Annotated in this window: 15 protein-coding genes, 2 tRNA genes, 4 rRNA genes and 2 pseudogenes; 12 read left to right on the top strand and 11 right to left on the bottom strand. The window is 52.1% G+C overall.

All coding sequences use genetic code 11. From position 1 onward, the window contains the following. The first annotated feature begins 39 nt into the window (after positions 1–39). The 3 genes from ACE15A_RS21695 (at position 40) to ACE15A_RS21685 (ending at position 1,793) form a co-directional block, all read left to right on the top strand. Positions 40–630, top strand: coding sequence for a YjaG family protein (locus ACE15A_RS21695; RefSeq protein ID WP_023247921.1), 591 nt, complete (start codon positions 40–42; stop codon positions 628–630). Between the two features lie 186 nt (positions 631–816). Beyond that, positions 817–1,089 carry a nucleoid-associated protein HU-alpha gene (gene hupA / locus ACE15A_RS21690; RefSeq protein WP_001044509.1) on the top strand — a complete coding sequence of 91 codons (273 nt, stop codon included), beginning with the start codon at positions 817–819 and terminating at the stop codon, positions 1,087–1,089. Between the two features lie 11 nt (positions 1,090–1,100). Then, a complete protein-coding gene (locus ACE15A_RS21685) occupies positions 1,101–1,793 on the top strand; it encodes a DUF1481 domain-containing protein (protein ID WP_023247922.1) in 693 nt (230 codons plus the stop codon). A 41-nt stretch (positions 1,794–1,834) separates the two neighbouring features. On the opposite strand, the gene zraP is transcribed toward ACE15A_RS21685, so the two are convergent. Further along, positions 1,835–2,290, bottom strand: coding sequence for a zinc resistance sensor/chaperone ZraP (zraP, locus tag ACE15A_RS21680; RefSeq protein ID WP_053510939.1), 456 nt, complete (start codon positions 2,288–2,290; stop codon positions 1,835–1,837). Between the two features lie 252 nt (positions 2,291–2,542). Between zraP and zraS the strand changes: the two genes are divergently transcribed. Together zraS and zraR are read left to right on the top strand one after the other, a co-directional pair. Then, positions 2,543–3,925 carry a two-component system sensor histidine kinase ZraS gene (zraS, locus tag ACE15A_RS21675; RefSeq protein ID WP_053510936.1) on the top strand — a complete coding sequence of 461 codons (1,383 nt, stop codon included), beginning with the start codon at positions 2,543–2,545 and terminating at the stop codon, positions 3,923–3,925. Between the two features lie 5 nt (positions 3,926–3,930). Then, positions 3,931–5,256 carry a sigma-54-dependent response regulator transcription factor ZraR gene (gene zraR, locus ACE15A_RS21670; RefSeq protein WP_023247925.1) on the top strand — a complete coding sequence of 442 codons (1,326 nt, stop codon included), beginning with the start codon at positions 3,931–3,933 and terminating at the stop codon, positions 5,254–5,256. Here zraR and purD read toward each other — a convergent pair. Both purD and purH read right to left on the bottom strand, forming a co-directional pair. After that, positions 5,253–6,542 carry a phosphoribosylamine--glycine ligase gene (gene purD, locus ACE15A_RS21665; RefSeq protein ID WP_023247926.1) on the bottom strand — a complete coding sequence of 430 codons (1,290 nt, stop codon included), beginning with the start codon at positions 6,540–6,542 and terminating at the stop codon, positions 5,253–5,255. The two genes, zraR and purD, sit on opposite strands and share 4 nt — an antisense overlap. 11 nt (positions 6,543–6,553) lie before the next feature. Next, entirely contained in the window at positions 6,554–8,143 is a 1,590-nt protein-coding gene (purH, locus tag ACE15A_RS21660; protein WP_053510934.1) for a bifunctional phosphoribosylaminoimidazolecarboxamide formyltransferase/IMP cyclohydrolase, read from the bottom strand. Positions 8,144–8,766: 623 nt separating this feature from the next. On the opposite strand from purH, the gene ACE15A_RS21655 reads away from it, so the two are divergent. The 6 genes from ACE15A_RS21655 to rrf (ACE15A_RS21630) all read left to right on the top strand — a co-directional run bounded on the left by ACE15A_RS21655 (position 8,767) and on the right by rrf (ACE15A_RS21630) (position 14,352). Then, a 16S ribosomal RNA gene (locus tag ACE15A_RS21655) occupies positions 8,767–10,308 on the top strand. 85 nt (positions 10,309–10,393) lie between these two features. Next, positions 10,394–10,469 (top strand) — tRNA-Glu (locus ACE15A_RS21650). Positions 10,470–10,788: 319 nt separating this feature from the next. Further along, positions 10,789–13,794, top strand: a 23S ribosomal RNA gene (locus ACE15A_RS21645). A gap of 197 nt (positions 13,795–13,991) precedes the next feature. Then, positions 13,992–14,107: ribosomal RNA gene (gene rrf, locus ACE15A_RS21640) — 5S ribosomal RNA — on the top strand. Positions 14,108–14,121: 14 nt separating this feature from the next. Next, positions 14,122–14,197 (top strand) — tRNA-Thr (locus ACE15A_RS21635). Between the two features lie 39 nt (positions 14,198–14,236). Then, positions 14,237–14,352 (top strand): 5S ribosomal RNA (gene rrf, locus ACE15A_RS21630). Together the 16S, 23S and 5S rRNA genes with 2 tRNA genes alongside form the textbook arrangement of a ribosomal RNA operon. Positions 14,353–14,983: 631 nt before the next feature. On the opposite strand, the gene ACE15A_RS21625 is transcribed toward rrf (ACE15A_RS21630), so the two are convergent. The 3 genes from ACE15A_RS21625 to ACE15A_RS21615 all read right to left on the bottom strand — a co-directional run bounded on the left by ACE15A_RS21625 (position 14,984) and on the right by ACE15A_RS21615 (position 19,726). After that, complete coding sequence (locus tag ACE15A_RS21625) at positions 14,984–15,205, bottom strand: lipoprotein (RefSeq protein ID WP_023246338.1); 222 nt, start codon at positions 15,203–15,205, stop codon at positions 14,984–14,986. Between the two features lie 238 nt (positions 15,206–15,443). After that, positions 15,444–18,557 (bottom strand): efflux RND transporter permease subunit, encoded by a 3,114-nt coding sequence (locus ACE15A_RS21620; protein WP_053508318.1) that lies wholly within the window; start codon positions 18,555–18,557, stop codon positions 15,444–15,446. An 11-nt stretch (positions 18,558–18,568) separates the two neighbouring features. Then, positions 18,569–19,726 carry an efflux RND transporter periplasmic adaptor subunit gene (locus ACE15A_RS21615; protein WP_053508316.1) on the bottom strand — a complete coding sequence of 386 codons (1,158 nt, stop codon included), beginning with the start codon at positions 19,724–19,726 and terminating at the stop codon, positions 18,569–18,571. 410 nt (positions 19,727–20,136) lie between these two features. Between ACE15A_RS21615 and envR the strand changes: the two genes are divergently transcribed. Next, a complete protein-coding gene (gene envR / locus ACE15A_RS21610) occupies positions 20,137–20,799 on the top strand; it encodes an acrEF/envCD operon transcriptional regulator (protein ID WP_064055694.1) in 663 nt (220 codons plus the stop codon). Between the two features lie 2 nt (positions 20,800–20,801). On the opposite strand, the pseudogene ACE15A_RS21605 reads toward envR, so the two are convergent. From ACE15A_RS21605 to ACE15A_RS21585, 5 genes and pseudogenes are all read right to left on the bottom strand, one after another. Continuing rightward, positions 20,802–21,656: pseudogene (locus ACE15A_RS21605) on the bottom strand (putative bifunctional diguanylate cyclase/phosphodiesterase); the annotation flags it as partial. Between the two features lie 61 nt (positions 21,657–21,717). Next, entirely contained in the window at positions 21,718–22,515 is a 798-nt protein-coding gene (gene istB, locus ACE15A_RS21600; protein ID WP_000544830.1) for an IS21-like element IS21 family helper ATPase IstB, read from the bottom strand. Then, positions 22,515–23,687 (bottom strand): IS21-like element IS21 family transposase, encoded by a 1,173-nt coding sequence (gene istA / locus ACE15A_RS21595; protein ID WP_000952373.1) that lies wholly within the window; start codon positions 23,685–23,687, stop codon positions 22,515–22,517. The genes istB and istA overlap by 1 nt, the downstream gene beginning before the upstream one ends. A 101-nt stretch (positions 23,688–23,788) precedes the next feature. Then, positions 23,789–25,036: pseudogene (locus ACE15A_RS21590) on the bottom strand (MHYT domain-containing protein); the annotation flags it as partial. Positions 25,037–25,185: 149 nt separating this feature from the next. Then, positions 25,186–25,350, bottom strand: coding sequence for a DUF2556 family protein (locus ACE15A_RS21585; protein WP_000620015.1), 165 nt, complete (start codon positions 25,348–25,350; stop codon positions 25,186–25,188). Between the last annotated feature and the right edge of the window lie 33 nt (positions 25,351–25,383).

The following is a 25,383-nucleotide window of genomic DNA, read 5'->3' as shown; positions in this document are numbered from 1 at the left end:
CAGGTAAACTGCCGCTAATTTCCGATTCGAGATTCCATCATGTTACAAAACCCGATTCATTTGCGTCTGGAGCGGCTGGAAAGCTGGCAGCACGTTACTTTTATGGCCTGCTTGTGCGAGCGCATGTACCCGAACTACGCCATGTTTTGCAAGCAGACGGAATTCGGCGACGGACAGATCTACCGTCGCATTCTGGATCTGATCTGGGAAACCCTGACGGTGAAAGATGCGAAGGTCAATTTCGACAGCCAACTGGAGAAGTTTGAGGAGGCAATTCCGGCGGCTGACGACTATGATCTGTACGGCGTTTACCCGGCGATTGATGCCTGCGTCGCATTAAGCGAATTAATGCATTCTCGTCTTAGCGGCGAAACGCTGGAACACGCTATTGAGGTTAGTAAGACTTCCATTACTACGGTAGCGATGTTGGAAATGACTCAGGCTGGTCGGGAAATGACCGATGATGAGCTCAAAACGAACTCTGCCGTTGAACAGGAATGGGATATTCAGTGGGAAATATTCCGACTTTTAGCCGACTGCGAAGAACGCGATATTGAACTGATAAAAGGGCTCAGGGCAGACCTGCGCGAGGCTGGCGAGAGCAATATCGGTATAAATTTTCAGCAATGACACCAGAAAACGTGATTTAACGCCTGATTTGTCGTGCCATAAGGCTTCCCTTCTGCCCCCCGTCTGGTCTACATTTGGGAGGCGAAAAAAAGTGGCTATCGGTGCGTGTATGCAGGAGAGTGCTTTTCTGGCATTTCCGTCGCACTCGATGCTTAGCAAGCGATAAACACATTGTAAGGATAACTTATGAACAAGACTCAACTGATTGATGTAATTGCAGACAAAGCAGAACTGTCTAAAACCCAGGCTAAAGCTGCTCTGGAATCCACTCTGGCTGCTATTACTGAGTCTCTGAAAGAAGGCGATGCTGTACAACTGGTTGGTTTCGGTACCTTCAAAGTGAACCACCGTGCTGAGCGCACTGGCCGCAACCCGCAGACCGGTAAAGAAATCAAAATCGCCGCCGCTAACGTACCGGCATTTGTTTCTGGTAAAGCACTGAAAGACGCAGTTAAGTAAGACGCGTAGCTGTGAACAGTTTTATCGAAGGGGCTCGTCAGCCCCTTTTGTCTGTCTGGCGTCGTGCGCTTCTGTTTTCGGGCGCGCTGTTGCTGACTGCCTGCAGTCATAACGCTTCACCGCCTCCGTTTACTGCCAGCGGCTTTGCCGGCGATCAGGGTGCGGTACGTATCTGGCGTAAAGATACGAACGATGAAGTCCATCTGCTTTCTGTTTTTAGCCCGTGGCATAGCGGCAGCACGAGGACCAGCGAATATCGCTGGCAGGGTGATACGCTTTCGCTTATTGAACTCAATATTTACAGCAAACCGCCAGAACACATTCGCGCGCGTTTCGACGCTCGTGGCGAACTCAGTTTTATGCAGCGTGAAGTCGGGGGGCAGAAGCAGCAGCTTTCCAACGATCAGATTGCCCTGTATCGCTATCGCGCCGAACAAATCCGTCAGACCAGCGACGCATTGCGTCTGGGGCGCGTCATACTACGCCAGGGACGGTGGCACGCCGACCATACGGTAACCACTTGTGAAGGTGAAACGCTGAAACCGGATCTGGATTCCTGGGCAATAAGCCACATTGAGCGCCGCCAGAACCACTCATCGGTAGAGGTGAGCGTAGCATGGCTGGAGGCGCCGGAAGGATCGCAACTTTTGCTGGTGGCGAATTCAGATTTCTGTCACTGGCAGCCACAAGCGAAAACCTTTTGATGGAATGCCGGATGGCGAAGCCGACATTCGGCAAAAATGCTTTACCAGTTTCCCATACCCATGTGGCCGCCGCCGCGATGATAACCGCCGCCATAGCCGCCGCAACCGCCATAGCCCATTCCTGCGCCGCGTGGTATGCCAGCCTGCGCCATCGCGACATCCCGTTTCACGCGTTGCTCATCTAACTTCTGGCCTAATGATTCCATCTCTTTGGCAACCGCATTAATTTTCGCAGTATCCGGCGAACTGGCGGTCAGCAGCGCGTTGTATTCATAACGTTTGGATATCAGTTGCTGGCGCAGCGCGCTGGTCTGCGTATAGTAATCATCATAAATTTTCTGCGCCGTCGCCTGCAGTTCCGTTGTTAACGGGCTACCTCCCTGTTGCCACATACCGTCATTGTTGCCCCAGTGATGCCCGGCGAAGGCGGCGCCGGAGCTCAGGGCCAAAAGAGAGAGGGCGATTAGCGCGATAGCTGATTTATTGTTCCGTTTCATTTTGCGTTCTCCAGTTGCTCATCTTATCCTTTCTCTTGCATCTTCCGTGCCAGGTCACTATTCCTTGTCGGACAGCGAGTTAACCCGCTTCAGGCGGCAAAAAGCGAGTAAAAATGACTCGCATGATCTGCCTGGCGAGTCATTTTTACCCGCTTATCCGGAAGGGTGTGCGACAACGCGCGGTTATGCGGAGCGAAGAATGGCATGATCTCTGCTTAAAGTAAGGAAAATAAAAACGAGCCGGGGAAGCCTGTGAGTTTTATGCGATTACATAAAGATGCCGCTGCAACGTGGTTGAGTCGGCTGCTACCTGTGGCGATCTTCATTCTGGTGGGGCTATTTTCCATTATGGTCATTCGCGACTATGGCCGTGAGAGCGCAGCCGCCAGGCAGACGCTGCTGGAAAAGGGAAATGTACTCATTCGCGCTCTGGAATCCGGCACGCGAGTTGGTATGGGAATGCGGATGCATCACGCGCAGCAGCAGACATTACTGGAAGAGATGGCGGGTCAGCCAGGCGTGTTGTGGTTCGCCGTAACGGATGCGCAGGGGGTAATCATCACTCATAGCAACCCAGGCATGGTGGGCAAATCGCTCTATTCCGCATCTGAAATGCATCAGCTAAACCCCGGGCCGCAGGAGCGTTGGCGGCGTGTCGACGTTGCTGATAGCGGCGAGACGGTGCCTGCGCTGGAAATTTACCGCCAGTTCCAGCCGCTTTTCGGTATGAGAGGTCATGGTATGGCGCGTTGCGCCAATGACTACGAACCTGCGAAGCAAACTATTTTTATTGCCTTTGACGCCAGCGAGCTGGCCGCGACCCAGGCAAGGGAGTGGCGTAATACGCTGATTGTGTTGTCTGCTTTAGCGGCGGTGCTGTTGGCAACGTTACTGGCATTTTTTTGGCATCAGCGTTATCAACGCTCGCACAGAGAACTGCTTGATGCAATGAAGCGTAAAGAAAAGCTGGTGGCGATGGGGCATCTGGCGGCGGGCGTCGCGCACGAAATTCGTAACCCGCTCTCGTCCATCAAAGGACTGGCGAAATACTTTGCCGAGCGTACGCCTGCTGGCGGCGAGTCGCATGAACTGGCGCAGGTGATGGCCAAAGAGGCCGACCGTTTGAACCGGGTAGTAAGCGAATTGCTCGAACTGGTAAAGCCCGCGCATCTGACGCTCCAGGCGGTTAACCTCAATGATATTATTACCCACTCCCTGAATCTGGTCAGTCAGGATGCCCAAAGCAGAGAGATTCAGTTGAGATTCACGGCGAATGAGACGCTTATGCGTATTCAGGCTGACCCGGACAGGCTGACTCAGGTGCTGTTGAATTTGTACCTGAACGCTATTCATGCGATTGGCTGCCAGGGAACGATTACCGTAGAGGCGAAAGAAAGTGGGACCGACCGCGTTATCATTACTGTTACCGATAGCGGGAAAGGGATCGCCCCGGATCAGCTGGAGGCGATTTTTACGCCTTATTTTACGACGAAAGCTGACGGAACAGGCCTGGGGCTGGCGGTGGTGCAAAATATCATCGAACAGCATGGCGGTGCGATTAAGGTGAAAAGTATTGAGGGTAAAGGCGCGGTCTTTACTATCTGGTTGCCAGTGATAGCGAGACAACAGGATTAACAAGGATGATACGCGGAAAAATCGATATTCTGGTTGTGGATGATGATGTCAGCCACTGCACGATTTTACAGGCGCTGCTTCGGGGCTGGGGCTATAAGGTCGCTCTGGCCTACAGTGGGCATGATGCGTTGGCTCAGGTGCGTGAGAAAGTCTTTGATCTGGTACTGTGCGATGTTCGTATGGCGGAGATGGACGGTATCGCCACGCTGAAAGAGATTAAAGCGCTCAACCCCGCCATTCCGATTTTGATTATGACGGCATTCTCCAGCGTAGAAACGGCGGTAGAGGCGTTGAAAGCTGGAGCGCTCGACTACTTAATTAAACCGCTGGATTTTGACCATCTGCAGGAGACGCTGGAAAACGCGCTGGCGCATACGCGGGATGCCACCGCCGAGTCACCTTCTGTGCCTGCCGCGCAGTTTGGCATGATTGGGGAAAGTCCGGCGATGCAACATTTACTGAATGAAATCGCGATGGTCGCGCCATCAGACGCCACGGTATTGATTCACGGAGACTCCGGTACCGGCAAGGAGCTGGTGGCGCGGGCGCTACACGCCTGTAGCGCCCGGAGTGATAAACCGCTGGTCACGCTCAACTGCGCGGCGCTTAATGAATCGCTGCTGGAGTCCGAGCTGTTCGGACACGAAAAAGGCGCGTTTACCGGCGCGGATAAACGTCGGGAGGGACGCTTTGTCGAAGCTGACGGTGGGACATTGTTTCTTGATGAAATCGGCGATATCTCGCCGTTAATGCAGGTACGTTTGCTGCGTGCGATTCAGGAGCGTGAAGTGCAACGCGTGGGAAGCAACCAGACGATCTCTGTGGATGTTCGGTTGATTGCCGCCACCCATCGCGACCTGGCGGAAGAGGTGAACGCCGGTCGCTTTCGCCAGGATCTCTATTATCGCCTGAATGTGGTGACGATTGAAATGCCTTCTTTGCGCCAGCGTCGGGAGGATATTCCGTTACTGGCGGACCATTTTCTGCGGTGTTTTGCCAGACGTAACCGTAAAGCGGTAAAAGGTTTCACGCCACAGGCGATGGATCTGTTAATTCACTACGACTGGCCGGGTAATATACGCGAGCTGGAAAACGCTATCGAACGGGCGGTGGTGTTGCTGACGGGAGAATACATTTCTGAACGCGAACTTCCTCTCGCTATTGCAGCGACGCCGATAAAAACGGAAAACAGCGCCGAGATCCAACCGTTGGTCGATGTGGAAAAAGAGGTCATTCTGGCGGCGCTCGAAAAAACGGGTGGCAACAAAACGGAAGCCGCCCGTCAGTTAGGGATCACGCGTAAGACGCTGCTGGCGAAATTATCGCGTTAGTTCTGCTCGCGTTCGATGGCGCGCCAGCCGATATCGTTACGATAGAAGCAATCGTCCCAGTGGATATCGGTCATTAAGGCGTAAGCGCGTTTCTGCGCGTCGGCCACGGTCTCACCCAGCGCGGTGGCGCACAATACGCGACCGCCGCTGGTTAGCACACGATCGTCATCGGTGAGTTTAGTGCCGGCATGGAATACTTTGCCGTCCGCAACCTCTTCCAGTGGCAGGCCGTGGATAACATCGCCGGTGCGATAGTCGCCAGGATAACCGCCGGCCGCCATCACCACACCCAGCGAGGCGCGGTCGTCCCACTCGGAAGTTTTCTCATCCAGCTTACCGTCGCAGGCGGCGAGGCAAAGATCCACCAGATCCGATTTCATGCGCAGCATGATCGGCTGCGTTTCCGGATCGCCAAAGCGACAGTTGAACTCGATCACTTTTGGGTTGCCTTGCTTGTCGATCATCAGGCCTGCATACAGAAAACCGGTGTAGGTGTTCCCTTCCGCCGCCATGCCTTTCACGGTAGGCCAGATGATCCGTTCCATGGTGCGCTGGTGGACTTCATTAGTGACCACGGGAGCAGGAGAGTAAGCGCCCATACCGCCGGTGTTAGGACCGGTGTCTTTATCTCCCACACGTTTGTGATCCTGACTGGTCGCCATCGGCAGCACGTGCTCGCCATCGACCATCACGATAAAGCTCGCTTCTTCGCCGTCGAGGAACTCTTCAATCACGATGCGGTGGCCCGCATCGCCAAAGGCATTGCCGGCCAGCATATCCTGCACCGCGGCTTCCGCTTCTTCGAGCGTCATCGCTACGATCACACCCTTACCGGCAGCCAGGCCGTCAGCTTTGATCACAATTGGCGCGCCTTTCTCACGCAGATACGCCAGCGCTGGTTCCACTTCGGTAAAGTTCTGGTACTCCGCCGTCGGGATGTTATGACGGGCGAGGAAATCTTTGGTGAAGGCCTTAGAACCTTCCAGTTGCGCTGCGCCTTCGGTCGGGCCGAAGATTTTCAGGCCCGCAGCACGAAAAGCGTCAACCACACCGATTACCAGCGGCGCTTCCGGGCCGACGATAGTCAGGTCAATCTTCTCGTTTTGGGCAAAACTTAGCAGTGCCGGGATATCGGTCACGCTGATAGCGACGTTTTGCAGCGTGGGTTCCAGCGCAGTACCGGCGTTACCCGGAGCGACGAACACGGTTTTTACTTTTGGCGACTGTGCCGCTTTCCACGCCAGCGCGTGCTCGCGCCCGCCGTTGCCAATCACTAATACTTTCATGTTTCGCTCCATTAATGGCGGAAGTGGCGCATGTCGGTGAAGATCATCGCAATACCGTGTTCATCGGCAGCGGCAATCACTTCATCATCACGGATAGAGCCGCCAGGCTGGATCACGCAGCTCACACCCACGGCTGCAGCGGCATCAATACCGTCGCGGAACGGGAAGAAGGCGTCAGAGGCCATGGCGGAACCTTTCACTTCCAGCCCTTCGTCACTGGCTTTAATCCCGGCGATTTTCGCGGAGTAGACGCGGCTCATCTGACCGGCGCCGATGCCGATAGTCATGTTCTCTTTGGCGTAGACGATGGCGTTGGATTTGACGAACTTCGCCACCTTCCAGCAGAACAGCGCATCGCGCAGCTCCTGTTCGGTTGGCTGGCGTTTAGTGACAACGCGCAGGTCTTTTTCGCTCACCATGCCCAGGTCACGATCCTGCACCAACAGGCCGCCGTTCACGCGTTTGAAATCGAGACCTGGCACGCGTACCGCCCACTGGCCGCAAACCAGCACGCGTACGTTCTGTTTGGCGGCGGTGATTTTCAGCGCTTCTTCGCTGGCGGATGGGGCGATGATCACTTCGACAAACTGGCGAGAGATGATCGCCTGCGCGGTTTCAGCATCCAGTTCGCGGTTGAAGGCGATGATGCCGCCGAATGCGGAAGTTGGATCGGTTTTGTACGCGCGGTCATAAGCGTCGAGAATAGAAGTGCTGACCGCCACGCCGCATGGGTTGGCGTGTTTAACAATGACGCAGGCCGGTTCGCTGAACGCTTTCACGCACTCCAGCGCTGCGTCGGTATCGGCAATGTTGTTATAAGAGAGGGCTTTGCCCTGAACCTGCTGAGCGGTAGCGACAGAGGCTTCTTTTACCTCTTCTTCTATATAGAAGGCCGCCTGCTGGTGGCTGTTCTCGCCGTAGCGCATATCCTGCTTCTTAATGAAGTTCAGGTTCAGGGTGCGCGGGAAGCGACCAGCGGCTTCTTTGCTTTCACCGTGGTAGGCCGGAACCATGCTGCCAAAGTAGTTGGCAATCATGCTGTCGTAGGCGGCGGTGTGCTCAAAAGCTTTGATGGCGAGATCGAAGCGGGTTGCAAGCAGAAGGGAACCGTCGTTGGCGTCCATCTCTTTAATAATAGCGTCGTAGTCGCTGCTCTTCACCACGATAGCCACGTCTTTATGGTTCTTGGCAGCAGAGCGCACCATGGTCGGGCCGCCGATATCAATGTTCTCTACCGCATCTTCCAGCGAGCACCCTTCACGGGCCACGGTCTCGGCGAACGGATACAGATTAACGACAACCATATCGATAGGGGCGATGTGATGCTGTTCCATGATCGCATCGTCCTGGCCGCGACGACCGAGGATGCCGCCGTGGACTTTTGGATGCAGGGTCTTCACGCGTCCATCCATCATTTCCGGGAAACCGGTGTAATCGGAAACTTCGGTCACTGGCAGACCCTTTTCTGCTAACAGGCGAGCGGTGCCCCCTGTTGACAGCAGCTCCACACCGCGTGCGGAAAGTGCCTGGGCGAATTCGATGATACCGGCCTTGTCAGAAACACTGAGCAAAGCGCGGCGGACTGGACGACGTTGTTGCATGGTAAATCCCCTGGATTTGACGATTACAGAGAGCGTTAGCTGAATTTTTCGTGAAAAACTCAGCTAACGCCCCTTACGGGGCATCCTCATTTTGCGGCGATATTGTAACGAAAACGTTTGCGCAACGCTCGCGAATTTTTCTTTTTAAATTCTGGCCCCGCTTTTATCCCTGAAAGATCGTTTGCAGAGTGAGAAGATCCAAGAAATGAACGCGCATTTTGTGGATAAGTCTGTGCGTAAATGGGTATAACCAGGGGTTTTGCTGGGGAATGCAGCAAACAGTCATTTTTCTGCAATTTTTCTATTGCGGTCAGCAGAGAACTCCCTATAATGCGCCTCCATCGACACGGCGGATGTGAATCACTTCACACAAACAACCGGTCGGTTGAAGAGAAAAATCCTGACATTCAGGGTTGACTCTGAAAGAGGAAAGCGTAATATACGCCACCTCGCGACGGTGAGCTGAAAGCCGCGTCGCACCTGCTCTTTAACAATTTATCAGACAATCTGTGTGGGCACTCGAAGATACGGATTCTTAACGTCCCCGGACGAAAAATGAATACCAAGTCTCTGAGTGAACACGTAATTCATTACGAAGTTTAATTCACGAGCATCAAACTTTTAAATTGAAGAGTTTGATCATGGCTCAGATTGAACGCTGGCGGCAGGCCTAACACATGCAAGTCGAACGGTAACAGGAAGCAGCTTGCTGCTTTGCTGACGAGTGGCGGACGGGTGAGTAATGTCTGGGAAACTGCCTGATGGAGGGGGATAACTACTGGAAACGGTGGCTAATACCGCATAACGTCGCAAGACCAAAGAGGGGGACCTTCGGGCCTCTTGCCATCAGATGTGCCCAGATGGGATTAGCTTGTTGGTGAGGTAACGGCTCACCAAGGCGACGATCCCTAGCTGGTCTGAGAGGATGACCAGCCACACTGGAACTGAGACACGGTCCAGACTCCTACGGGAGGCAGCAGTGGGGAATATTGCACAATGGGCGCAAGCCTGATGCAGCCATGCCGCGTGTATGAAGAAGGCCTTCGGGTTGTAAAGTACTTTCAGCGGGGAGGAAGGTGTTGTGGTTAATAACCGCAGCAATTGACGTTACCCGCAGAAGAAGCACCGGCTAACTCCGTGCCAGCAGCCGCGGTAATACGGAGGGTGCAAGCGTTAATCGGAATTACTGGGCGTAAAGCGCACGCAGGCGGTCTGTCAAGTCGGATGTGAAATCCCCGGGCTCAACCTGGGAACTGCATTCGAAACTGGCAGGCTTGAGTCTTGTAGAGGGGGGTAGAATTCCAGGTGTAGCGGTGAAATGCGTAGAGATCTGGAGGAATACCGGTGGCGAAGGCGGCCCCCTGGACAAAGACTGACGCTCAGGTGCGAAAGCGTGGGGAGCAAACAGGATTAGATACCCTGGTAGTCCACGCCGTAAACGATGTCTACTTGGAGGCTGTGCCCTTGAGGCGTGGCTTCCGGAGCTAACGCGTTAAGTAGACCGCCTGGGGAGTACGGCCGCAAGGTTAAAACTCAAATGAATTGACGGGGGCCCGCACAAGCGGTGGAGCATGTGGTTTAATTCGATGCAACGCGAAGAACCTTACCTGGTCTTGACATCCACAGAAGTTTGCAGAGATGCGAATGTGCCTTCGGGAACTGTGAGACAGGTGCTGCATGGCTGTCGTCAGCTCGTGTTGTGAAATGTTGGGTTAAGTCCCGCAACGAGCGCAACCCTTATCCTTTGTTGCCAGCGATTAGGTCGGGAACTCAAAGGAGACTGCCAGTGATAAACTGGAGGAAGGTGGGGATGACGTCAAGTCATCATGGCCCTTACGACCAGGGCTACACACGTGCTACAATGGCGCATACAAAGAGAAGCGACCTCGCGAGAGCAAGCGGACCTCATAAAGTGCGTCGTAGTCCGGATTGGAGTCTGCAACTCGACTCCATGAAGTCGGAATCGCTAGTAATCGTGGATCAGAATGCCACGGTGAATACGTTCCCGGGCCTTGTACACACCGCCCGTCACACCATGGGAGTGGGTTGCAAAAGAAGTAGGTAGCTTAACCTTCGGGAGGGCGCTTACCACTTTGTGATTCATGACTGGGGTGAAGTCGTAACAAGGTAACCGTAGGGGAACCTGCGGTTGGATCACCTCCTTACCTGAAAGAAACGGTCTTTGCAGTGCTCACACAGATTGTCTGATGAAAAGTGAAAAGCAAGGCGTCTTGCGATTGAGACTTCAGTGTCCCCTTCGTCTAGAGGCCCAGGACACCGCCCTTTCACGGCGGTAACAGGGGTTCGAATCCCCTAGGGGACGCCACTTGCGCGGTAATGTGTGAAAGGCGTTGCCATCAGTATCTCAAAACTGACTTACGAGTCATGTTTGAGATATTTGCTCTTTAAAAATCTGGATCAAGCTGAAAATTGAAACAAGAACAATTCCGATTGTTCATGAGTCTCTCAAATTTTCGCAATCATGAAGATGACCTGTAAAAGGTGAAGTGAGCGAAGTGAAGACAAGGCGTACCGCACGCAGCGAGCGCAGTGGACTTGATGTCCATGAGCATCGCGAGTACGGAACAACGCAGTATTCACAACGCGCAACAAACCGGACAGAACAAGACATCTTCGGGTTGTGAGGTTAAGCGACCAAGCGTACACGGTGGATGCCCTGGCAGTCAGAGGCGATGAAGGACGTGCTAATCTGCGAAAAGCGCCGGTAAGGTGATATGAACCGTTATAACCGGCGATGTCCGAATGGGGAAACCCAGTGTGACTCGTCACACTATCATTAACTGAATCCATAGGTTAATGAGGCGAACCGGGGGAACTGAAACATCTAAGTACCCCGAGGAAAAGAAATCAACCGAGATTCCCCCAGTAGCGGCGAGCGAACGGGGAGGAGCCCAGAGCCTGAATCAGCATGTGTGTTAGTGGAAGCGTCTGGAAAGGCGCGCGATACAGGGTGAGAGCCCCGTACACAAAAGCGCACATGCTGTGAGCTCGATGAGTAGGGCGGGACACGTGGTATCCTGTCTGAATATGGGGGGACCATCCTCCAAGGCTAAATACTCCTGACTGACCGATAGTGAACCAGTACCGTGAGGGAAAGGCGAAAAGAACCCCGGCGAGGGGAGTGAAACAGAACCTGAAACCGTGTACGTACAAGCAGTGGGAGCCCCACCACTAAGCCAGTGGTGAACTCCACATACGCATCCTTTGCGGAAGATGCGGTTAACGGAGCGAAAGCGACGTTCAACCTCAGAAGAAGCAGAGGGGGCTTAGTGGTGGGGTGACTGCGTACCTTTTGTATAATGGGTCAGCGACTTATATTCTGTAGCAAGGTTAACCGCATAGGGGAGCCGAAGGGAAACCGAGTCTTAATTGGGCGTTAAGTTGCAGGGTATAGACCCGAAACCCGGTGATCTAGCCATGGGCAGGTTGAAGGTTGGGTAACACTAACTGGAGGACCGAACCGACTAATGTTGAAAAATTAGCGGATGACCTGTGGCTGGGGGTGAAAGGCCAATCAAACCGGGAGATAGCTGGTTCTCCCCGAAAGCTATTTAGGTAGCGCCTCGTGAACTCATCTCCGGGGGTAGAGCACTGTTTCGGCTAGGGGGCCATCCCGGCTTACCAACCCGATGCAAACTGCGAATACCGGAGAATGTTATCACGGGAGACACACGGCGGGTGCTAACGTCCGTCGTGAAGAGGGAAACAACCCAGACCGCCAGCTAAGGTCCCAAAGTCATGGTTAAGTGGGAAACGATGTGGGAAGGCCCAGACAGCCAGGATGTTGGCTTAGAAGCAGCCATCATTTAAAGAAAGCGTAATAGCTCACTGGTCGAGTCGGCCTGCGCGGAAGATGTAACGGGGCTAAACCATGCACCGAAGCTGCGGCAGCGACACTGTGTGTTGTTGGGTAGGGGAGCGTTCTGTAAGCCGTTGAAGGTGTCCTGTGAGGGGTGCTGGAGGTATCAGAAGTGCGAATGCTGACATAAGTAACGATAAAGCGGGTGAAAAGCCCGCTCGCCGGAAGACCAAGGGTTCCTGTCCAACGTTAATCGGGGCAGGGTGAGTCGACCCCTAAGGCGAGGCCGAAAGGCGTAGTCGATGGGAAACGGGTTAATATTCCCGTACTTGGTGTTACTGCGAAGGGGGGACGGAGAAGGCTATGTTGGCCGGGCGACGGTTGTCCCGGTTTAAGCGTGTAGGTGTGTGTTCCAGGTAAATCCGGTTCACTTTAACACTGAGGCGTGATGACGAGGCACCACGGTGCTGAAGCAACAAATGCCCTGCTTCCAGGAAAAGCCTCTAAGCATCAGGTAACATCAAATCGTACCCCAAACCGACACAGGTGGTCAGGTAGAGAATACCAAGGCGCTTGAGAGAACTCGGGTGAAGGAACTAGGCAAAATGGTGCCGTAACTTCGGGAGAAGGCACGCTGACACGTAGGTGAAGTGATTTACTCATGGAGCTGAAGTCAGTCGAAGATACCAGCTGGCTGCAACTGTTTATTAAAAACACAGCACTGTGCAAACACGAAAGTGGACGTATACGGTGTGACGCCTGCCCGGTGCCGGAAGGTTAATTGATGGGGTCAGCGCAAGCGAAGCTCCTGATCGAAGCCCCGGTAAACGGCGGCCGTAACTATAACGGTCCTAAGGTAGCGAAATTCCTTGTCGGGTAAGTTCCGACCTGCACGAATGGCGTAATGATGGCCAGGCTGTCTCCACCCGAGACTCAGTGAAATTGAACTCGCTGTGAAGATGCAGTGTACCCGCGGCAAGACGGAAAGACCCCGTGAACCTTTACTATAGCTTGACACTGAACATTGAGCCTTGATGTGTAGGATAGGTGGGAGGCTTTGAAGCGTGGACGCCAGTCTGCGTGGAGCCGACCTTGAAATACCACCCTTTAATGTTTGATGTTCTAACGTGGACCCGTAATCCGGGTTGCGGACAGTGTCTGGTGGGTAGTTTGACTGGGGCGGTCTCCTCCTAAAGAGTAACGGAGGAGCACGAAGGTTGGCTAATCCTGGTCGGACATCAGGAGGTTAGTGCAATGGCATAAGCCAGCTTGACTGCGAGCGTGACGGCGCGAGCAGGTGCGAAAGCAGGTCATAGTGATCCGGTGGTTCTGAATGGAAGGGCCATCGCTCAACGGATAAAAGGTACTCCGGGGATAACAGGCTGATACCGCCCAAGAGTTCATATCGACGGCGGTGTTTGGCACCTCGATGTCGGCTCATCACATCCTGGGGCTGAAGTAGGTCCCAAGGGTATGGCTGTTCGCCATTTAAAGTGGTACGCGAGCTGGGTTTAGAACGTCGTGAGACAGTTCGGTCCCTATCTGCCGTGGGCGCTGGAAGACTGAGGGGGGCTGCTCCTAGTACGAGAGGACCGGAGTGGACGCATCACTGGTGTTCGGGTTGTCATGCCAATGGCACTGCCCGGTAGCTAAATGCGGAAAAGATAAGTGCTGAAAGCATCTAAGCACGAAACTTGCCCCGAGATGAGTCTTCCCTGAGACCTTGAGTCTCCTGAAGGAACGTTAAAGACGATGACGTTGATAGGCCGGGTGTGTAAGCGCAGCGATGCGTTGAGCTAACCGGTACTAATGAACCGTGAGGCTTAACCTTACAACGCCGAAGATGTTTTGGCGGTTGAGAGACGATTTTCAGCACTGATTCAGAGTTGAGTACGCAATAATTTGCGCAGCAGCAAGGCGGCAAGCGAAGGAAAGGAAGGAGCATACAGAAGTATGTGCCTGACTTTACGAATGCAGCCAACACCGCTGATGCGATAAAGAATTGCGTACAGAGCACAAAAGAATTTGCCTGGCGGCCGTAGCGCGGTGGTCCCACCTGACCCCATGCCGAACTCAGAAGTGAAACGCCGTAGCGCCGATGGTAGTGTGGGGTCTCCCCATGCGAGAGTAGGGAACTGCCAGGCATCAAATTTAGTGTGCTGATATGGCTCAGTTGGTAGAGCGCACCCTTGGTAAGGGTGAGGTCCCCAGTTCGACTCTGGGTATCAGCACCACTTAATACGGTTAAAGTTCGGTATTTAAAAAAGAATTTGTCTGGCGGCAGTAGCGCGGTGGTCCCACCTGACCCCATGCCGAACTCAGAAGTGAAACGCCGTAGCGCCGATGGTAGTGTGGGGTCTCCCCATGCGAGAGTAGGGAACTGCCAGACATCAAATAAAGCAAGAGGCCCAATCGAAAGATTGGGCCTTTTTGCATTTATTTTTCTGTGGAAAAGGCTGGCGGATAATGATGCCGACGCGTTTTATATTTGGTTTATGACATCCTCGTCGAGTTGATAAAAACCGTTTTAATAAACGTGATTTCCCGTCACATATCCGCCTGAACCATCGAATGTGACCTGTGCTGATATTGATATACAAACGGTTTTTACTTAGCCCTCTAATAAGCGATGGAAATATTTGTTGAGGACTGAGAGCCTGGGCCATTAGGCTATTTCATTTGCCAGTCTGACCCTGGACAGTGCTCAAAATCCTCACCGTACTACGTGTACGATCTGGTTTTGTCCAAATTGCCAGCAACAATTATGCCTAATGGGCCAGATTCTAAGACTTATTGTACGACGTGTGTTTTTAATATGGCTTACGATTCTATCAACCTACGATGTTGTCTGTATTGAACAGGAATTTGAACAATAGAGTCGGGATTAGCGAATAAGAAAAGGATGCGTTTTACCGTCTTAACTTTCGGGGGATATGCTGAACAGATTACGTAGCTGAGCTGAGTATCCTTATGATCTTTATATTATTACTGAAAGCGCGGCATTGCCGCGCCTGCATGTATCATTTAGAAAGCGCAATGATACCCATCGTCAACCCTGCTACTGCTGCAGCGCCGCCAGCAATAGCGCCTGCTGTCTCCCAGTTATCCTGCGTTGTACCTTTCATACATGTATTGGTATGAACCAGCCGCCCTTGATCGTCATAAACCGGTACGCAGGGAGAGTCATGTGCACAACCTGCCAATAAGGTGGTAAGCAATGCAACTGGAATTAGTTTTTTCATGGTGTTACCTCATTAATAAGTGTTTCGCGAAGTACAGCAATATCAATGCTGGCTCTAACCGCTGCGAAAACGAGAGTTATTTTACCACTACATAAAAAATGACCGACATGAGGAATAATCTCAATTCATGTGAATTGTAAAAACTATGGAGAATACAGAGGTAAGCGGAGAGGGGAGAATAGCAGAGCTAAAGACGTACCGTTTAAAAAAGGCGTCCGAAGACGCCTCTGTTTACCGATTAATCATGATGGCGATTAAATCGGCGTTTTACAACAACAAAGAATACTGGCACGAAGAAGATAGCGAATAAGGTTGCGGTTAACATTCCCCCCATCACCCCTGTTCCTACTGCGTTCTGCGCCCCACTACCCGCGCCACGACTGATAACCAACGGCATTACTCCGAGAATAAAGGCCAGCGAGGTCATTAGAATAGGACGTAAACGCATACGGGATGCTTCCAGCGTTGCCTCGATCAATCCACGCCCTTCTTTCTCCATAAGATCTTTCGCGAACTCGACAATCAGGATGGCGTTTTTAGCAGAAAGGCCAATAGTGGTTAACAAACCAACCTGGAAGTAAACGTCATTGTTCAGACCGCGCAATGACGCTGCGAGCAGAGCGCCAACCACGCCGAGCGGTACGACCAGCATTACCGAGAACGGAATTGACCAGCTTTCATACAGTGCGGCAAGGCAGAGGAAAACGACGATGAGTGAGATTGCGTACAGCGCCGGCGCCTGGTTACCTGACAACCGTTCCTGATACGACATACCTGTCCAGTCATAGCCAATACCGTTTGGTAGCCGTGAAGCCAGGTTTTCCATTAACGCCATTGCTTCACCAGTGCTTCGTCCGGGCGCTGCTTCGCCGAGTAGTTCCATTGACGGCATCCCGTTATAGCGTTCCAGGCGTGGCGAACCATAAATCCACCGTGCTGAGCTAAAGGTAGAGAAGGGAACCATCTCGCCATTGGCGCTGCGTACATAAAGATTGTTGATATCTTCTGGCAGCATACGGAACTGAGCATCAGCCTGAACGTATACTTTTTTCACTCGCCCACGATCGATAAAGTCATTAACGTAATAGCCGCCCAACGCCGCGGAGATGGTTTCGTTGATATCAGACAACGAAACGCCGAGCGCCTGCGCTTTTTCCTGATCGACATCCAGCTTGAACTGTGGCGTGTCTTCCAGCCCGTTCGGGCGTACGCGCACTAACAGATCCGGATGCTTTGCGACCATACCTAAGAGTTGATTACGCGCTTTTGTTAGCGCATCGTGACCGAGTCCTCCCTGATCGATCAGTTCAAAGTCGAAACCTGTCGCGGTACCTAACTCGACAATCGCCGGCATGTTGAAGGGGAACACCAACCCGTCGCGAATCTGGCTAAAGGCGCGTGTTGCTCGGGCGATAACGGCTTCGACGCTATTTTCTTCACCGCTACGGTCTTCCCAGGGTTTAAGGCTGACAAATGCCATCCCTGAGTTTTGTCCCTGACCGCTAAAGCTAAAGCCGTTTACGGTAAACACGCTTTCGACGTTCACTTTTTCATTATTCAGGTAGTAATGAGTGACTTGATCCAGCACTTTCTGCGTACGTTCTTGCGTAGCGCCAGAGGGGAGCTGAATCATGGTCAGGAATACCCCCTGATCTTCTTCCGGCAGGAAGGAGGTCGGGAGGCGTAAAAACAGAACCGCCATTCCGACAACAATCAGCAGATAGATAATGAGATAGCGACCCGTATTACGAACGATACCGCTAACGCTGTTAGTATAGTGGTTAACGCTGTGGTCAAACCTGGCATTGAACCAGCCAAAGAAGCCGCTTTTTTTCTTGTGATGTTCAGCAGATACGGGTTTAAGCAGCGTAGCGCACAGCGCTGGCGTCAGAATCAACGCAACCAGAACGGATAGCGCCATTGCTGAAACAATAGTAATAGAGAACTGACGATAAATTGCCCCGGTTGAGCCGCCAAAAAAGGCCATCGGGATAAATACCGCAGACAGTACCATCGCGATACCCACCAGCGCTCCCTGAATCTGCGACATGGATTTTTCCGTCGCCTCTCGGGGAGAAAGATTATCCTCCATCATCACACGTTCAACGTTTTCTACGACCACTATCGCATCGTCAACCAACAGCCCTATCGCCAGTACCATGCCGAACATCGTCAGGGTATTGATGGAATAGCCAAAGGCGGAGAGTATTGCGAAAGTGCCTAACAATACGACGGGAACAGCGATGGTAGGAATCAGAGTTGCCCGGATATTCTGTAAAAACAGATACATTACCAGGAACACCAGAATAATCGCTTCAAACAGCGTTTTTACTACTTCGTGAATAGATATCTTTACGAAGGGCGTTGTGTCATAGGGATAAACCACCTTCATTCCCTGAGGGAAGAAAGGTTGCAGCTCCACCAGTTTTGCTTTGATTGCGGTTGCGGTATCCAGCGCGTTGGCGCCGGTCGCCAGTTTAATACCCAGACCGGAGGCCGGTTTACCGTTAATGCGCGCCACAACGTTATAGTTTTCACCGCCAAGCTCAATACGCGCGACATCTTTGAGATGGACGACAGAACCGTCGGCATTGACTCGCAACGTAACTTTGCCGAACTCTTGTGGATCTTTCAGACGCGTTTGGGCGATGATTGAGGCGTTAAGCTGCTGGCCTGGTAATGCTGGCGTGCCGCCCAGTTGGCCTGCTGCAATCTGGTCGTTCTGTACTTTTAACTGGTTGATGACGTCAACTGGCGTGAGCTGGTATTTATTTAGCAGATTCGCATCCAGCCAGATACGCATGGCATACTGCGCGCCAAATAGCTGAACGTCGCCCACGCCATTCAGACGGCTGATAGAATCCTTAATATTAGAGGCGACATAGTCAGAGATGTCGTCCTGGGTAGTGTTCGGATTATCCGAGACAAACCCGGCGACCATCAAAAAGCTGCTGCTGGATTTTTCAACGCTAATCCCCTGCTGCTGGACTTCTTGCGGCAGTAAAGGCGTGGCGAGCTGCAATTTATTTTGCACCTGAACCTGCGCGATATCCGGATCGGTTCCGGACTGGAAGGTCAGGGTGATGGTCACGCTACCGGCAGAGTCGCTGGTAGAGGACATATACATCAGGTTATCGATGCCGTTCATATTTTGTTCGATAACCTGAGTAACTGTATCCTGTACCGTCTGCGCATCCGCGCCAGGATAGGTCGCAGAAATAGAAACCGCTGGCGGCGCAATGGTTGGGTACTGCGCAACGGGAAGTTGCATTATTGCCAGTGCGCCCGCCATCATCAGGATAATGGCCAGAACCCAGGCGAAAATAGGACGTCTAATAAAAAAGTTTGCCATGTACGGTTACCTTATTGCGCCGTTTTCGCAGCCGAAGCATCGGTAGTGGCTTTCACCTGGACGCCCGGTCGCGCTTTTTGTAAGCCGCTGATGATGACTTTATCGCCCGGTTTTAACCCTTTGCTGATGAGCCATTTATCACCAATAGCCTGCGCCGCCACGACATTGCGGGCTTCGACCTGGCTTTTATCGTTAACTACCATCACCATTGCGTCGCCGCGCGGCGTGCGGGTCACGCCCTGCTGGGGGACAAGGATGGCATTGGGCTGGATGCCTTCATCAATGCGGGCACGAACAAACATACCGGGAAGTAAGCTGTGCTGTGGATTGGGGAAAACCGCCCTGAGCGTGATAGAGCCGGTGCTTTCATCTACGGTAACGTCGGAAAATTGCAGTGTGCCTTTAAGCGGATAGACCTGACCATTTTCCATGACCAGTTCAACCGTGCTACTTGCGCTGTCTTTATGCAGGCTACCTTGTTCGACGGATTGCCTGAGTCGCATAAAGTCGTTGCTTGATTGCGTAACGTCGACATAAATCGGGTCGAGTTGCTGTACGGTAGCCAGTTCAGTTGACTGACCGTTAGTCACCAGCGCGCCTTCAGTCACGTTAGATTTTCCTATACGCCCGCTGATGGGCGAGGTGACTTTGGTATACGCAAGGTTAATACGCGCGCTTTCAACAGCGGCTTTTGCCGCCACAACGGTGGCATCGGCCTGGCGGGCGTCGGCAATCGCCTGATCATATTCCTGTTGGCTGATATATTTTGTGCCGACCAGCGGAACATTGCGTTTGACCGTCAGGTGCGCGATAGCCGCAGCCGCTTCGCTTTTAGCAAGTTCGCCTTTAGCGCTGTCATAATCGGCCTGATAAGTGGCAGGATCGATCTGATAAAGCGACTGTCCGGCCTCCACATCGCTACCTTCGGTGAAATTTCTTTTAAGCACGATCCCGCTCACCTGGGGGCGAACCTCCGCAATGCGAAATGCAGACGTACGTCCGGGAAGTTCGGTCGTTACGGCTAACGGCGCTGTTTCGACCACATGGATGGTGACTTGCGGCTCGCCGGGATGAGCCTGGGTATCTCCCTGGTCGTTACAACCGGCCAGCAGCGCAGCAGAGAATATGATGAATGAGGGCAGGAGTGAAAACCTGGCATGTTTCGTCATTACTGTTCCTTAAAAAACCGAAAGCTCGTTATTTACCGGGTGATGGTAAGGCGTTAACGCGCGAAAAATAGAATAGCAGAGGGGTATCCTACAAATTATTAGCTTGTGATGTAAGTAATACTTATTTTGGGGTGGGGTTCACGGCACATAAAAGCAAAAGACATTCATTCTTTGTCGTTTCATAATGTCCGGATTAGTAAACTTATGAAGTTGAATTACATAATTCGGAATACATATCCTATGTGAATATATTTATCTAATGCATTTATTTTTATTATTGATTTGGCGATGTTGTGCGAAATAAAAATAGCTGTCTCTCGTCTGGCTAAAAAGGACATGGTAAAGTTGTTTTTTGTGCTGAATATTTTACCAGCGTATGTATCGTTTTTATGTTTCCGGATATCTTAATTATGGCGAAGAAAACGAAGGCGGATGCGCTTAAGACACGGCAACATCTGATTGAAACCGCTATTGTGCAGTTCGCTTTGCGCGGCGTTGCCAACACGACACTGAACGATATCGCTGATGCCGCTGATGTCACGCGGGGAGCCATCTACTGGCACTTTGAGAATAAAACGCAGTTGTTTAACGAGGTCTGGTTACAGCAACCGCCTTTACGCGAACTCATTCAGGATAGGCTTACGGGATACAGGAATGATAATCCTTTACAGGATTTACGTGAGAAATTTATTGCAGCCTTACAATATATTGCGGCAGTGCCTCGCCAGCAGGCGTTAATGCAGATTTTATATCATAAATGTGAGTTCCATAATGGCATGATATCGGAACAGACCATTCGGGAGAAGATTGGTTTCCATCATCAGTCGTTGCTTGAAGTATTACAGCAATGTATGGATAAAAAGCTGATTTCAGGCAGTCTTGATTTAGGCGTCATATTAATTATTCTGCACGGTAGTTTCAGCGGAATAGTAAAGAACTGGTTAATGAATCCCACAAGTTATGATCTTTATAAGCAGGCGCCAACATTAGTCGATAACGTATTAAAAATGCTAAGTCCGGATGGCTGTGTGACGCAATTAATGTCGAATGAACATCAGGCGGAAGGAGCCTGAGATTACTTTTGGCGGGTATTATATATTGACCTGATAAATGTATTGGTGGAATCGAGAATATCGCGATCGATTTCCTCTGCAGTGCGCGGTTTGCCAAGCAGGAATCCCTGAAGCGTATGGCATCCCAATTGTGTCAGAAATTGTTGCTGCGTTTCATTTTCTACGCCTTCTGCCACAATTTGCAGATTTAACGCTTTCGCCAGTGCGACAATAGCCGCAACAATGGTCGCGCCGTCGCCTGCCGCGCTGAGTTCATGCACGAAAGCGCGATCAATTTTTAGTTCGCACGCCGGAAGACGTTTCAGATAGAGAAGGCTGGAATAACCGGTGCCAAAGTCGTCAATAGAGGCCTTAACCCCCATTTCCGTTAATCTGGTTAGTATAGCGACGCTTTGCTCCGGCTTATTCATCGCTGTGGTTTCGGTGATTTCCAGAATCAACAAATCGGGCCGGATATTGTGTCGGGCCAGGCTCTGCCTAATGGTATCCACAAGGCCAGGCTGCTCAAATTGTAAGGCGGACAGGTTTACCGCAACTGACCATAAGGCGTATCCCTGTAAGTGCCACTCGCGGAGCTGGCGACACGCCTCGTTGATAACCCAGCTACCGATGGCGACAATAAGACCCGTTTTTTCCGCCAGCGGTAAAAACTGGTCAGGATTCAGTACGCCTTGTTTTGGATGATGCCAGCGCAGCAATGCCTCAAATCCTACAATGGGGCCGGCAGGGGCCTGAAATTTAGGCTGATATACCAGCCTGAGCTCTTGTCTCTCCAGCGCCAGCCACAGGTCATTCATTAGCTGAAGTTGGGTTTGCGCCAGCATATTCATTGATGGCTGAAAGAAATGGTATCCGTTATGTCAACGCCACGATGTTTGACCGTTATTTGCCATTTTCATGCCCGCTAAGATACTTTCGTTACTGATGCTGTCCGCTTTTCACCATTTCATCATCACTGATTGGCGTTGTGTTTTTGGTCAGCACTCCAGCTTTACGTTTCTCTTTTAACCGGTAACTCTCTCCTTTGATATTCAGCGTGGTTGAGTGATGTAGCAACCGATCCAGTATCGCTGTTGCCAGCACGTGATCTCCGAACATTTCTCCCCAGTCTGCGAACCCTTTGTTTGACGTCAGTATGATGCTCGCTTTTTCATATCGACGGTTCAGTAGCCGGAAGAACAGGCTGGCTTCCTCTCTGTTCATCGGCAGATAGCCTATTTCATCCAGGATCAACACCCGGGCATAACTCAGTTGCTGCAGCTGACGCTCCAGACGGTTTTCCTGTTTCGCTTTCATCAGTGTCGCGATCAGTCTGTCCAGTGGCATAAACAGTACCCGATGTCCCGCATCCACCGCTTTCACGCCAAGAGCTATGGCCAGATGAGTTTTTCCGACACCAGGAGGTCCCAGCAGGATCACGTTTTCGCTGCGCTCCACGAACGCCAGACCAGCCAGTTCCCGGACAACCTTACGGTCGATGCCCGGCTGGAAGGTAAAGTCGAACTGCTCCAGCGTTTTGACCCACGGCAGACGAGCCTGCTTCAGCCTGGACTCCATACCGCGCTGATGCCTGCCGTTCCATTCCTGCTGTAGCGCCATGCACAGGAACTCCCGGTAGTTCAGCTCTTTTTTAGCTGCCTGTTCCAGCAGGCTTTCAACGTGATAACTCAGATGCTCCATTTTCAGGCGACTCAGCAGGACTTCCAGCTCATGCATCACAACAGCTCCTCATAGGCACTCAGTGGTCGATGTTCCACCTGACTGACCTGCTGCCAGAGCGGGGCGTGATGCTCCGGCACTGTCTGCCAGCCAGACGATGCCGAACAGAGGCGATGTGAGGCCACCAGTTTCTCATTACTGTAGATCCGCAACTCGTCATCCAGCGATATTCGTATCGATACCGGCTGACCACACAGCGCTTCGGGAACGCTGTAACGATTACCACCAACCTCGATATAGCTGTCCCAGGACACATGGCGGATATCGAAGTAACTGGTATCGAAGTCCGTATCCGGTAACGGCTGCAGATGTTCCTGCTCCAGCGCGAAGCGCTGTTCCGGCGTTTCTTTGAACTGGCGAAGTTCCCGTTTGTCAGCCACATCGGCTATCCATTGCTCCAGTTGTTGATTAACATGAGTGAAGCTGTCGAACCTGCGGTACCGGACGAAGAAGTTCTCCTTGAGGTATTTCACCATTCGCTCAACCTTACCTTTTGTTCTGGCCCTGCGTGGACGGCATGCCCGTGGCAGGAAGTTATAGTGGTCGGCCAGCAACAGGAATCCGGAGTTGAACACGACTTTCCCGTTGTTATTCTTCAGCACCGCAGCCTTCTGGTTATCAACCAGCACCGTTTTCACACAACCACCGAAGTAGCGGAAGGCGCGAACCAGTGATTCGTAGGTATGCTCAGCATCCTGTTTTGGTGCTGCGAAGACATGGAAGCGGCGGGAGAACCCCAGCGTATTAACCGCAAAGTTAACTTTGCACCGTTGCCCGGCAACCTCCACCTCAACTTCGCCCCAGTCGTGCTGGAGCTGGTATCCAGGCTGAGTTTCGAAGCGAACTGTTCTTTTTGACGGACGCATTTTACGTTTGGGCTGGATGTAGTAACGCAGCATGGAACGTCCGCCCGTATAACCCATTGCCTTAATCTCCGCGAAGATAACCTCACTATTCCAGACATTCTCTGCCAGGCGCATGTCGATGTAATCCATAAACGGTTTCAGCTTAACCATTTTGTGGCGGGTCTTTCTGGCTGGCGGTTCAGGGTATTTGAGGTAGCGTCTGACCGTCCGTTCAGAGCAACCAATCTGAGTCGCAATATCGACAATGTACGCGCCCTGCTGGCGCATTTGCTTTATCATGTAAAAGTCCTCTCTGCTCAGCATGTTGATGTCCTTTCTGGTGTGAGAACCTTAAGGAAACAACATGTTGGGGGGAGCGGACAATCCAAATGGTGAATTACCGTCTTATATCACTGGCGCTGACAGTTACGCCCCGTATGTTTCGTGTGGTACATCGCGGCATCGGCGTTGAACATCAGTTCCCGTTCGTTTTTTCCGTCCAGCGGATAGAGCGCTATTCCAACGCTAAGGGTGACGACCAGTTCATACGGATCTATCGTAAAGGGCGCATCTATCGAATGTACCAGCGCGCTGGCAAGGGAAGCCGCTTCGTCAGGCGCGCTGACTTCTGCGAGCAGCACAAACTCATCGCCGCCAATCCGCGCCAGGGTAAACTGACCGTTCAGCGGTTGGTTCAGACGATGCGTTACCGCCACCAATAACTTATCGCCGATATCATGACCATAAGCGTCATTAACGGTTTTAAAGCCATCCAGATCCATAAACAGTAGCGCGAAAGGCGTACCTTCCCGATTCGCTTTGCTGATGGCCTGTTCCAGACGATCCTCAAGGAGTACCCGGTTTGGTAATCGGGTGAGCGTATCATGCAGCGCTAACTGTGCCAGTTCCTGGTTCGCCTGTGCCAGCGAAGAGGCAAGCCGTGCGGTACGGGCCTGAAGCCGGGCGTCAAATAAAGAAACCAGCAGAGTAATACCCAGGATAGTCAGCGCTACCACGCTGACAAGAATAGCCAGCCAGTTGCCATCGACGCCACGATGCTCCATCGGCCAGTTTTGGGGAAAGTGCGCGGCCTTCATGCCGGCGTAATGCATGCCGGCGATAGCTATCCCCATTAATACCGCGGCGCCTGCTCGCCTCAGAGCAACATCCGTTCCCTCATGACGCAGGCGGAACGTGAGCCACAGCGCGGCGTAGGACGCCAGTAGCGCGATAATGATAGAGAGAGCAACCCACGCGCTATTCCAGACGATGATGGAAGCGAATTGCAGCGCCGCCATCCCGGTATAATGCATTGCGCTGATGCCCAACCCCATCACCAGCGCGCCCGGCAGTAAGCGGCGCAGGCGCAATTTTTCAGCGCTGACCAGCCATAACGCAAAAAGGGAGGAACCGATCGCAATCAGCATGGAGAGGCCGGTGAGGAAAGGATCGAAGCGCATGTTCATCGCGTGATCCATCGCCAGCATCCCAACAAAATGCATAGCCCAAATACCGACGCCCAGTGCGAATCCGCCGCCCATTAGCCATATTCTGGCGCTTGTTCTGGCGTTTCCGACAACGCGTCCGGCCATATTTAATGCGGTATAGGACGCAAAAATAGCGACAGCAAATGAAACCGCCACAAGGATGTGGTTGTACTCACTAACCGGCATGTTTCGTTAGCTCATTGGTTATGCAGGAAAAGAAAAGGACGAGATAGTATCCCCCTTCTTTTATCCTTAAAGTGTTTTAATACACTGATTTTATAAGGGATAAAAGAAATCCAGGCGATAAATAATCATAGGTTAAATCGCCCGGTTCGCTACTCCAGATCGGTACAATTGATCAATTTGAGAGGGTTAACAGAGTCCATGTTTCGACACTTATCCTGTTCAGTTGCCATCAATTCGATCCATTGCATCAAAAGCGCATCAAAAAGAAAAACGGAGACGGCAAAAACAACCAGCCACCAATACTTACGTATCATCGTCAAATCCTGTGTATTCATGCCCATGCGTGC

The sequence above is a fragment of the Salmonella sp. HY31 genome, assembly GCF_042604575.1.
Classification (GTDB): domain Bacteria; phylum Pseudomonadota; class Gammaproteobacteria; order Enterobacterales; family Enterobacteriaceae; genus Salmonella; species Salmonella diarizonae.
The sequence above is the reverse complement of the archived record's forward strand: the minus strand, read 5'-3'. Positions and strand labels throughout refer to the sequence as shown.

Bases quoted from the DNA above. Each gene is read 5' to 3' on its own strand.
- zraP (WP_053510939.1), bottom strand. From the start codon at position 2,290: ATGAAACGGAACAATAAATCAGCTATCGCGCTAATCGCCCTCTCTCTT.
- envR (WP_064055694.1), top strand. From the start codon at position 20,137: ATGGCGAAGAAAACGAAGGCGGATGCGCTTAAGACACGGCAACATCTG.
- ACE15A_RS21625 (WP_023246338.1), bottom strand. From the start codon at position 15,205: ATGAAAAAACTAATTCCAGTTGCATTGCTTACCACCTTATTGGCAGGT.
- ACE15A_RS21620 (WP_053508318.1), bottom strand. From the start codon at position 18,557: ATGGCAAACTTTTTTATTAGACGTCCTATTTTCGCCTGGGTTCTGGCC.
- purD (WP_023247926.1), bottom strand. From the start codon at position 6,542: ATGAAAGTATTAGTGATTGGCAACGGCGGGCGCGAGCACGCGCTGGCG.
- istB (WP_000544830.1), bottom strand. From the start codon at position 22,515: ATGCATGAGCTGGAAGTCCTGCTGAGTCGCCTGAAAATGGAGCATCTG.
- hupA (WP_001044509.1), top strand. From the start codon at position 817: ATGAACAAGACTCAACTGATTGATGTAATTGCAGACAAAGCAGAACTG.
- ACE15A_RS21695 (WP_023247921.1), top strand. From the start codon at position 40: ATGTTACAAAACCCGATTCATTTGCGTCTGGAGCGGCTGGAAAGCTGG.
- purH (WP_053510934.1), bottom strand. From the start codon at position 8,143: ATGCAACAACGTCGTCCAGTCCGCCGCGCTTTGCTCAGTGTTTCTGAC.
- zraR (WP_023247925.1), top strand. From the start codon at position 3,931: ATGATACGCGGAAAAATCGATATTCTGGTTGTGGATGATGATGTCAGC.
- ACE15A_RS21615 (WP_053508316.1), bottom strand. From the start codon at position 19,726: ATGACGAAACATGCCAGGTTTTCACTCCTGCCCTCATTCATCATATTC.
- istA (WP_000952373.1), bottom strand. From the start codon at position 23,687: ATGCTGAGCAGAGAGGACTTTTACATGATAAAGCAAATGCGCCAGCAG.
- ACE15A_RS21585 (WP_000620015.1), bottom strand. From the start codon at position 25,350: ATGATACGTAAGTATTGGTGGCTGGTTGTTTTTGCCGTCTCCGTTTTT.